This is a genomic window from Nocardiopsis halotolerans DSM 44410 (assembly GCF_000341065.1).
Lineage (GTDB): Bacteria > Actinomycetota > Actinomycetes > Streptosporangiales > Streptosporangiaceae > Nocardiopsis > Nocardiopsis halotolerans.
Map to the genome: position 1 here is coordinate 1 of NZ_ANAX01000187.1, position 8,051 is coordinate 8,051.

Annotated in this window: 8 protein-coding genes; 1 reads left to right on the forward strand and 7 read right to left on the reverse strand. The window is 70.2% G+C overall.

What is annotated here, in order from left to right:
* Nucleotides 1-175: 175 nt before the first annotated feature.
* From D455_RS30430 to D455_RS0114340, 7 genes are all read right to left on the reverse strand, one after another.
* Nucleotides 176-961, reverse strand: a complete 786-nt coding sequence (locus tag D455_RS30430; RefSeq protein WP_017571399.1) for a class-II aminoacyl-tRNA synthetase family protein — start codon at nucleotides 959-961, stop codon at nucleotides 176-178.
* Nucleotides 958-1,224, reverse strand: coding sequence for a hypothetical protein (locus tag D455_RS30435; protein ID WP_017571400.1), 267 nt, complete (start codon nucleotides 1,222-1,224; stop codon nucleotides 958-960). Before D455_RS30435 ends, D455_RS30430 begins: the two co-directional genes overlap by 4 nt.
* Nucleotides 1,224-2,195, reverse strand: a complete 972-nt coding sequence (locus D455_RS0114315) for a transglutaminase domain-containing protein (RefSeq protein WP_017571401.1) — start codon at nucleotides 2,193-2,195, stop codon at nucleotides 1,224-1,226. Before D455_RS0114315 ends, D455_RS30435 begins: the two co-directional genes overlap by 1 nt.
* 45 nt (nucleotides 2,196-2,240) lie before the next feature.
* The gene (locus tag D455_RS30440) at nucleotides 2,241-2,507 is read right to left on the reverse strand and encodes an acyl carrier protein (RefSeq protein ID WP_017571402.1); all 267 of its coding nucleotides are present in this window, start codon (nucleotides 2,505-2,507) and stop codon (nucleotides 2,241-2,243) included.
* Nucleotides 2,504-3,499: a ferritin family protein gene (locus tag D455_RS0114330; protein WP_040684869.1), complete on the reverse strand. Its 996-nt coding sequence runs from the start codon at nucleotides 3,497-3,499 to the stop codon at nucleotides 2,504-2,506. Before D455_RS0114330 ends, D455_RS30440 begins: the two co-directional genes overlap by 4 nt.
* Entirely contained in the window at nucleotides 3,480-5,243 is a 1,764-nt protein-coding gene (locus D455_RS0114335) for an AMP-binding protein (RefSeq protein WP_017571404.1), read from the reverse strand. Before D455_RS0114335 ends, D455_RS0114330 begins: the two co-directional genes overlap by 20 nt.
* Before the next feature lie 26 nt (nucleotides 5,244-5,269).
* Nucleotides 5,270-6,415, reverse strand: a complete 1,146-nt coding sequence (locus D455_RS0114340; protein ID WP_160167845.1) for an MFS transporter — start codon at nucleotides 6,413-6,415, stop codon at nucleotides 5,270-5,272.
* A gap of 615 nt (nucleotides 6,416-7,030) precedes the next feature.
* Between D455_RS0114340 and D455_RS30445 the strand changes: the two genes are divergently transcribed.
* Nucleotides 7,031-7,723, forward strand: coding sequence for an SGNH/GDSL hydrolase family protein (locus D455_RS30445; RefSeq protein WP_083922233.1), 693 nt, complete (start codon nucleotides 7,031-7,033; stop codon nucleotides 7,721-7,723).
* Nucleotides 7,724-8,051 lie beyond the last annotated feature (328 nt).

Sequence of the window (8,051 nt, forward strand, 5' to 3'; positions counted from 1 at the left end):
AAGGCACGCGCGTCGGTACCGTAGGCGATCTGCCAGAACGCCTGGCGGATCAGCGGGTTACGCATACCCACCGCCCAGATCTTGGCGACGTTGACCCGTGCGGACCATTGTCTGCCGACGGCCTCCACGTCGTTTCCGGCCGTTCGCCCCGGCGCGGGTCGGTCTCCGATGTCGCTCATACCCGTTCTCCCAGTCCGTCCGAGGAATCGTCGGCGCGGAGTACCGCGTCGACCCACCGTTCCAACCCGAAGGCGACGCAGCCGGTGAAGGCCGGGGTGCCGTCGGAAAGCCGCATACCGCACCGCTCACCGAAGAAGTTGCGGTGTGAGTTGACCGAGGCGACCGCCAGTCCGCTGACGTCGACGAACTCCTGCTTCGTCGGGAACAGCTTCTGGTGCAGCAGCCGTGGATCGTCCCTGCGGAAGAACGGGTCCGTGGCGGCCTTGAAGCTCCCGGGCACGCCGAATTCCTCGGCGATCCGTCGCACCGCCTCCAGACCCTCACCGAGGAGGGCCTCCACCGTCGCCTCGGTACCGAGGAAGACGACCTCGCGCATCTGGAACTCACGCTGCCGTCGCAGCGGTACGTACTCGTCCTCACGCCGGCGGCAGGTCTGCCGCACGGTCAGCACGGTGCGGTCCTCGACCGCCCCGCCGCTTCGCGAGAAGTAGACGCCGTAGCAGGACGCCGAGGTCAGGACGAGGTCCTCCTCCGTGCCGTCCCCGGCCATCCACGGCCGGACCCGGTGTGCCAGGTGGGGGAAGCTGTCGAAGTAGCCGACGCGCTCCAACTGCTCGGCGGTGAACAGTTCCGCGTGCCGTTCCGCGACCGCCCCCAGCTCGTGGGCCCATCCCAGTACCGCGGCGTCCACCCGGTCCAGCACGGACGTCTGCTTCCCCGAGAGGGTGAACAGTCCGTTCCGCCACCCCTGTCGGCCAAGCGTCGTCGAGTCGTCGGTCACCTCGTCCCCCGCCCCTCGTCCTCCGGGCCGTAGAACTCCTCGGCCAACCCGGTGATCGTGCGCAGGCGCGCGGTGGAGACCGCCTCGAGGTCGATGTCCCGGCCGGACCGGTCGATGAGGGCGGTCACGACCGAGATGAACGTCAGCGAGTCGATACGGCGTGTGTTGATCAGGTCCTCGTCGCCCGGTAACGAGCGCAGCTCGGCGCGGAAGGTCGCGAGTACCTCGCGTACCTGTGCCTCGCCTCTCGTCTGACTGGTCACTACTGTGCCTCCTCATCTTGGTCACCGCCGGTCAGCGGCATCGTGCGGAACGCCGTCGTGAGTTCGACCGGCGCACCGTCGGCGTCGACCGCCAGCGGCGCCTCGGCGGTCAGGTCCGAAGGCAGCACCCGGTTGGCGAGCAGGCCGTCGACGAGCTCGTCCTCGGGGTCCGCCGACGTGTCGGGGACCGGTTCGAGCGCCTCCAGGCGTCTGCGCAGCAGGACCAGCACCGGGTCTATCGCCTTGGTCCGGCCGTCCTCGTCGACGACCTCCACCCACGAGTGCCCCGTCCCCACGGGCGCGATCAGGTACCCGCGCCGTGTGCGCACCTCGAACCCGGCGGTGCGCAGAGCCGCCGAGAGCGAGAGACTGATCGACACGCAGGTCGCGTAGCCGAGTGAGGACACCACCTCCGGTCGTGTCTGGAGGGCGAGGGGGAGCTTCGCCCACCGCTGGCCGGAACGGAGGACCGCACGTACGTGCTCGCGGATCAGCTCACTACGGATCGGTGCTCTCAGGCCACGCAGATCCGCCACACCACGCGCGGTTCCGCCCGGCGGCACCTCCCAGCGCCCGTCCCGCGCCCCGGCCGTGCCCGGTGCCGGTCGCCAGGCGCCGCCGTGCCCCTCCGGTGCGGGCAGTGCCACCAGCACCGGCCCGGTCGCCGTCTCCGGCACGGTGAACGCGCAGCCCCAGCTCCGCGCCGACGTCAGGGTGCGCAGCGGCCGACGCAGCCACCGCAGCGCGCCGCGGAACCCCAGTGCCGGGAGTGTGGAGGGCGCACCGACGTCGAGTGCCACGTTGAACACGTCGTTGGCGTCCACGAAGGCCCCGCCGGGGCCGCCGGTGGGCAGCCCGGCGGCCACCAGCCGGTCCAGGAAGGCCTCGGTGACCTTCAGCCGCAGTGCCGCGTCCCGGAGGGGCAGGTCGTACCGGGCGAAGTCGGACGGGATCCAGGCGGTGTCCGCCACCGCGGCCAGCCAGTCCGAGAGCCGTGGCGGGGGTGGGGGGGGNTCCTACCCACCGGACACGTATTCCGCCAGCGCGTCGGTGAAGTCTCCGAGGGTTTCCGCGTTGAACGCCAGGTCGTCGGGGGCCGGTTCGGCGCCGAACTCGCGCTCAACCTCGAACACCAGGCCGACCGCGGTCACCGAGTCGTAGCCGAGGTCGTCGATGAGGTGGGTTCCCGCGTCCCATTCGGCCACTGGTATCGGCGCCATCTCGATGATCATGTCGGCAATCCGCTTCCAGGTCGTGCTGGAGCGGTCGGTCCGGGTGGTCACGCTGTCTCCTCCGCAACGGTCTCCGCTGTGTGCGGCCGCCCCCAACGGGCGCGGTAGTCGTCGAACGCACGGTCGCGCGCCCTGGTCCAGGCGAGTTCCAGTTCGTCGCCGCTGATCGGCAGACCGAGCCGCACGGCCTGGTCGACCAACCGGCGGCGGGTGTCCTCCAGCCGGGCCCGCTTGCTCGCGCCGCTTCGCTCGCGCCAGCGCGTCTGACCGATGACCCGCTGTTCCCGGGTCGGCCCGACCATGACCCGGGCGGCGAGTGCGGCGCCTCGGCGGTAGCTCTCGGCGATCGCGGTTCCGTGTCCGCTCGTCACCCCCTCCACCGCGGCCGCCCGGCCGAAGCTGATGTGGCGCGACTCGTCACGGAAGATCGCCGCGACCCCGTCAGCCAGGCCGGGGCACATCCGCCTGTTGCCGGACAGCGCCTGGCCGAGGCGGAGGACGGTCACCCCCAGCACGCCCTCGGTGACGAGGTGGTAGAGCACACTCGCCCGGTACCACGCCTCCTCGTCCTCCGGAGCGTCGCGGACCGCGAGCACGGACCTCCTCAGTTCCGGCTCGAACTCGGTCACGTAGGCGCTGTCGTCGAAGTCGACGAGTTCTCCGTACCGGGGGTCGGGTTCCCGGTCCCGGAGGACCTCGTGCGCGTAGCGGCGGAAGAACACCGCGTGCCGGGCCTCGTCGGACAGCTGCGTCGCGAGATAGACCCGCCACGCCTCACGGGGAGCGTGGTCGATCAGGGGGGTGAGCAGCCGCGTGACCGCGACGTCACCGCCGCCCAGTTCGCTGACGGCCGCTTCCATCTCCGAGCGCAGTTGCTGCGGGATGCGCGGCCAGGACGACCTGTCGACCGACAGGTCGATCCCCATCGCGCTCCACGGCTGCTGTTCCCACCGCAAGTACAGCCGTTCGAATCGGTCGGTGCCGGTGCCGTCCCCGGCGTCCCACTCCATGGGCGGGACGCCCTCAGTCAGTCGCGTCGGCATTGCCGGTTCCTCCCTGCTCGGACGCGGCGAGCGTGCTCCACCGGTGCCAGATCCGCCGTCGCTGGACCTTTCCACTGGACGTCTTCGGGATCTCCCCCGCCTCCACCGGTCGCACCAGCAGTTCCGCGCCGCCGCCCAGGGCGGCCCGGACCACCGCCTCCGCGCGGGCCACCGCCTCGGGCGAGGGATCGTCGGAACGCAGGAGGAGGACCGCCTGGATCCGGTCGCCCACCTGGCCGAGCGCGAGCGCCGCTCGCCCCGGTGCGACGCCCGCCGCGGAGGCGAGCCGCTGTTCGAGCCCCTCGCAGTCGACGAACTCACCGCGTACCTTGACCCCGTCTCCGAGCCTGCCGACGACGTACAGTTCGTCGCCGACGCGGAAGCCGCCGTCCCCGCTCACGTGGAACCGGTCCTCCTGTTCGACGCGGCCGCCGCTTCCGGAGGAGCCGTGGACCGACGCGACCGACATCCCACGGATGACGATCTCCCCGAAGTGACCGTCCGGCAGGGCTTCACCGTCCCGGTCGACGATCTCCACCGACGTCCCCCCGATCGGGGTTCCGCAGCCGGTGATCGGACGCCCGGCCGCCGTGGCCGGCGCGCCGAACTCGTCGACACCGAGCAGCGGGACCGGTTCGCCGATCCGGAACGGCGCGTCCTCGGCCACGCGGGCGATCCTGGTGGGCGTGGTGGGGTCCACGGCGGTGACGCAGAGGGTCGACTCCGCGAGCCCGTAGGCCGGGCACCAGGTCAGCGGCGAGTATCCGGACGTCTCGAATCGCGCGGTGAAGAGGTCGAGCACCTCCTCGGTGACGACCTCCGCGGCGATGCACGCGATCCGCCAGGAACCGAGGTCGGTCCCGGGGGGAAGCTCACCGACACGTTTCGCGGCGTAGGAGTAACCGAACGGCGGACCCGCGGTCACGGTCGCCCTGCCTCCGGAGAGTGCCTCCAACCACGTTTCGGGACGACGCAGGAACTCGCCCGGCGGTATCGACCACAGGTCGCTGGCGTGCGTGGCGGGCACGAACATGCCGCCGACCAGGCCCATGTCGTGGTGGAGCGGGAGCCAGGAGGCCCAACCGTCCGTACCGGGGCGCCAGTCCAGCCAGTGCCGCATGCCGACCAGGTTCGCGCACAGGTTTCCGGCCGAGACCTCGATCAGTTTGGGCGCGCCGGTCGAGCCCGAGGTGAACTGGTACACCGCCGCGTCCCGCGTGTTCCAGGCCCGCGCCGCGGCTTCGGCCTCGGGAAACGGCCCGGTCCCGGCCTCCGCGGGAGTGGGTTCGACGGGTAGCAGCCAGAGGTCGCCGGACAGGGAGCGCACGAGCCTGTCCGCCACCTCGCCGCCGCCGGCGTCGTGGACCAGGTACCGGCAGCCGGTCAGGCGGTTCATGTGCTCGATCTGCGCGACGAACCGGGGCCACCGCTGAAACGTGAGCGGCTGCGGCAGGACGTGCGCGGCGCCTCCCAGCAGCCACGCGGCGCCGAATCCGGCCAGCACGCTCGGCGTGTGCTCACTGAACACGGCGATCCGTACGGGATCCCCTTCGGGGTGGACCGCACCGATCCGCGCGGCCAGGGCCCGGGCGGTGGCCGCGATCCCGGCGTAGGAGTGGAACGTCCACCGGCCGCTCTCGTAGAAGTGGATTCCCCTGCTCCTCGACGGATGTGTCAGCCATCGCAGGAAGAGGTCGGGCTCCTCCGGTAGGGCCTCGCCGCCGGTGGACGTGTGTGCTCGCATGGATCAGGACTCCTGGTCACGTGGTGTCAGGCCTTGTCTGTGGCGGCCGCGGCGGCCCTTCTCTCCGCCCGCGGGTAGAACACGAGGGTGATGACCAGGCCGAGCGCACCCATCGACGCGCCGAACGGTGCCAGCCACCCGAGGCCCGCGGTCCCGATGACCAGGCCACCGACGGCACCGGCGAGCCCGATGCCGAGGTACATCGCCGAGGCGTTGAGCGAGATCGCCAGCGGTCCGGCCGGACCGGCCAGGGCGACCAGGCGGGCCTGCTGGGCGGGTACCTGCATCCAGCCGCCGACACCCCACAACATGATCGAGACGACCGCCCCGGCCCAGGTGTCCCCGACCAGGGCGATCAGCAGCAGGCCGCCGCTGGCCAGGACCAGCCCGGTGAGCACCGTCCTGAAGGCTCCGATCCGGTCGGCGACCGAACCGCCGACGAAGTTTCCGATCGCCCCGCCGACACCGAAGGCCAGCAGCAGCAGCGTGATCGACCTCGGGTCGGCTCCCAGTTGGTCGTCGAACAACGGGGCGATGTAGTTGTAGACGGTGAAACCACCGACGAAGGCGCAGGTGGACACGGCCAGGGTGGAGAGCACGCCCGGCAGCCGCGCGATGTCGAGTCGCTGCCGCAGGGTCGTTCCGCCCGGCATCGTGACGGCCGGCAGCCGCATCGCGATCACGGCCGCGACGACCACGCTGGCGGCGGTGATCGCCCAGAACGCCGCCCGGAACCCGACGGTGTTGCCGACCAGGGTGGCCAGCGGGACGCCGATCACGGTCGCGATGGTCAGGCCGGCACCGACCAGCGCGAGCGCCCGTCCGCGCACCTCGGCCGACACCAGCATCGCGGCCGTGCCCGTCGCGGCCGGTGTGAACATCGCGGCGCCGATCCCGGCCAGAACCCGCGCGAAGAGCATGAAGCCGTAGTTGGGAGTGATCGCCGCGAGCAGGTTGGCGACGGCGAAGACGGCCAGCGCCACCAGGAGTAGGCGTCTGCGCTCCCACTGGCTGGTGAGCGCGCCGAGCACCGGGCTCGCGACGGCGTAGGTGACGGCGAAGAGGGTGATCAGCAGGCCGACCGCCGTGGCGTCCACCCGCAGCTCCTCCGTCAGGCTGGGAAGAACACCGGCCACGACGAAGGCGTCCGTACCGATGACGAATGTCCCCACCGGCAGTATCAGGATGCGAGAACGCCAGGACGACATGGAGAATTCACCCTCGTCTTTCGATTTAACACATCAGAAAAGGAAGGATCCGATGGTTCATCGGCGCACTCCCGCACAAATTACGGGCCAGTAGCTTTGACCCAGAGACAGAGAAGCACCGACGAAGCCACACTGTCAAGGGGACCAGAATAGGTAATATCACCAGCATCGCCGGAGCAACCAGACCTGCACTTTCCCGGAGCCGGCCACTCACCCATCCATGCTTACCGGCTTCTCTTTCCACGCAGAACCCAACTGAGCCACCACCTGCAACAAAAAGCCCAGAAGGCGACAAACCACCCAGAAGACACGACAGGGCTCCGAAGGTCGAAACAGCGCCCCACGACCGCCTTCCAGGCACGCCTCCGAGGAGGATTCCCCCGTGGGACACGAGATGTTCCGGCTCCACCCCTGGTCACGGATTCCGTAACACACTCGCCATCCCGCCGAGCGCAGAACGGTCCTTCTCCCGAAAAACACCAGAACCCCGGTGACCCGGACACGAGCACTGTCCCGCGAAGAATTATTTGCTATCGTGACCAGCGCCACCACACATCAACCCACCTCGAACGGGGCACGATGCAATACGACCTCGAAAAAAGCGATCCGGATATTCTCACCAGCGAGAAAGAGGACGAACTGCTGCGCGGCGCGGACTGGGGGCGGGTGGTCGTCGTCGGCGACAGCCTCGCCGAGGCCACGCTGGTCGATCCCGTCCAGGGCTACGAGCGGCTCAGCTGGCCGGACCGCGTGGTCCGGGCGTTGCGGCGCCAGCGCACGGACGTCGAACTCCTCAACCTCGGCAAGCGGGACCTGACGTCGGCACAGGTCGCGGACGAACAGGTGGCCCCCGCGGTCGACTTCGGCCCGGACCTGTCCTTCGTCCTGTGCGGCGGGAACGACGTGCTGGGATCGGGCTTTGATCCGAAGCGGACGAAGGAGACGGTCGGCGGCATCCTGTCGGCGCTGGCCGGCGCGGGCAGCGACGTCGTGCTGATCACGACCTTCGACACGGGCCCGCTGCCCGTTCCGGAGCCGTTCCGCAGCCGCCTCATCGAGCGCATGCCCGCCCTGCACGGGGTGCTGAAGGAGCTGGCGGCCGAGCACGAGCGGGTCACCCTGGTCGACCTGAGCTCACACCCGCGCGGCAGGGACCAGGGCATCTTCGGCGCCGACGGCATCCACACCAACGACATCGGCCAGGCCGTCATCGCCTCCGCGGTGGTCTCCGTCCTTCCCGAGGCAGGCCGGAGCGCCCACACACGATCATGAACGCATCGTGGCCGTGGGAGGGAGCAACACCCGACTCCCGCGACACATACGCACCAACCCGGCGTAGGAGCCTTGCATCCGCCCGACAAATCATGAAGGTTTTCTCCTAGGGCAAGCCGGACGTCGCGCACGGTGACCACGCCGAGGCGCATCCCTTCCGACTGCCCCTGTCCGTAAGACAGCAGCCGGAAGGAGCCACGTTGGTGCACCCGAACCGGAACCGTCCCATGTCCCTGGCCGCCAGGGGCGCGGCACCGATCCCACGAGCCATCGCCCTCGCCGCGGCGCTCACCGCGTCCCTGCTGCACGCGCCGGCGGCGGTGGCCGC

What these genes read in the sequence shown, in the direction of transcription:
- D455_RS0114330 (WP_040684869.1), bottom strand. Translation starts at nt 3,499, where the DNA reads ATGCCGACGCGACTGACTGAGGGCGTCCCGCCCATGGAGTGGGACGCC.
- D455_RS30445 (WP_083922233.1), top strand. Translation starts at nt 7,031, where the DNA reads ATGCAATACGACCTCGAAAAAAGCGATCCGGATATTCTCACCAGCGAG.
- D455_RS0114335 (WP_017571404.1), bottom strand. Translation starts at nt 5,243, where the DNA reads ATGCGAGCACACACGTCCACCGGCGGCGAGGCCCTACCGGAGGAGCCC.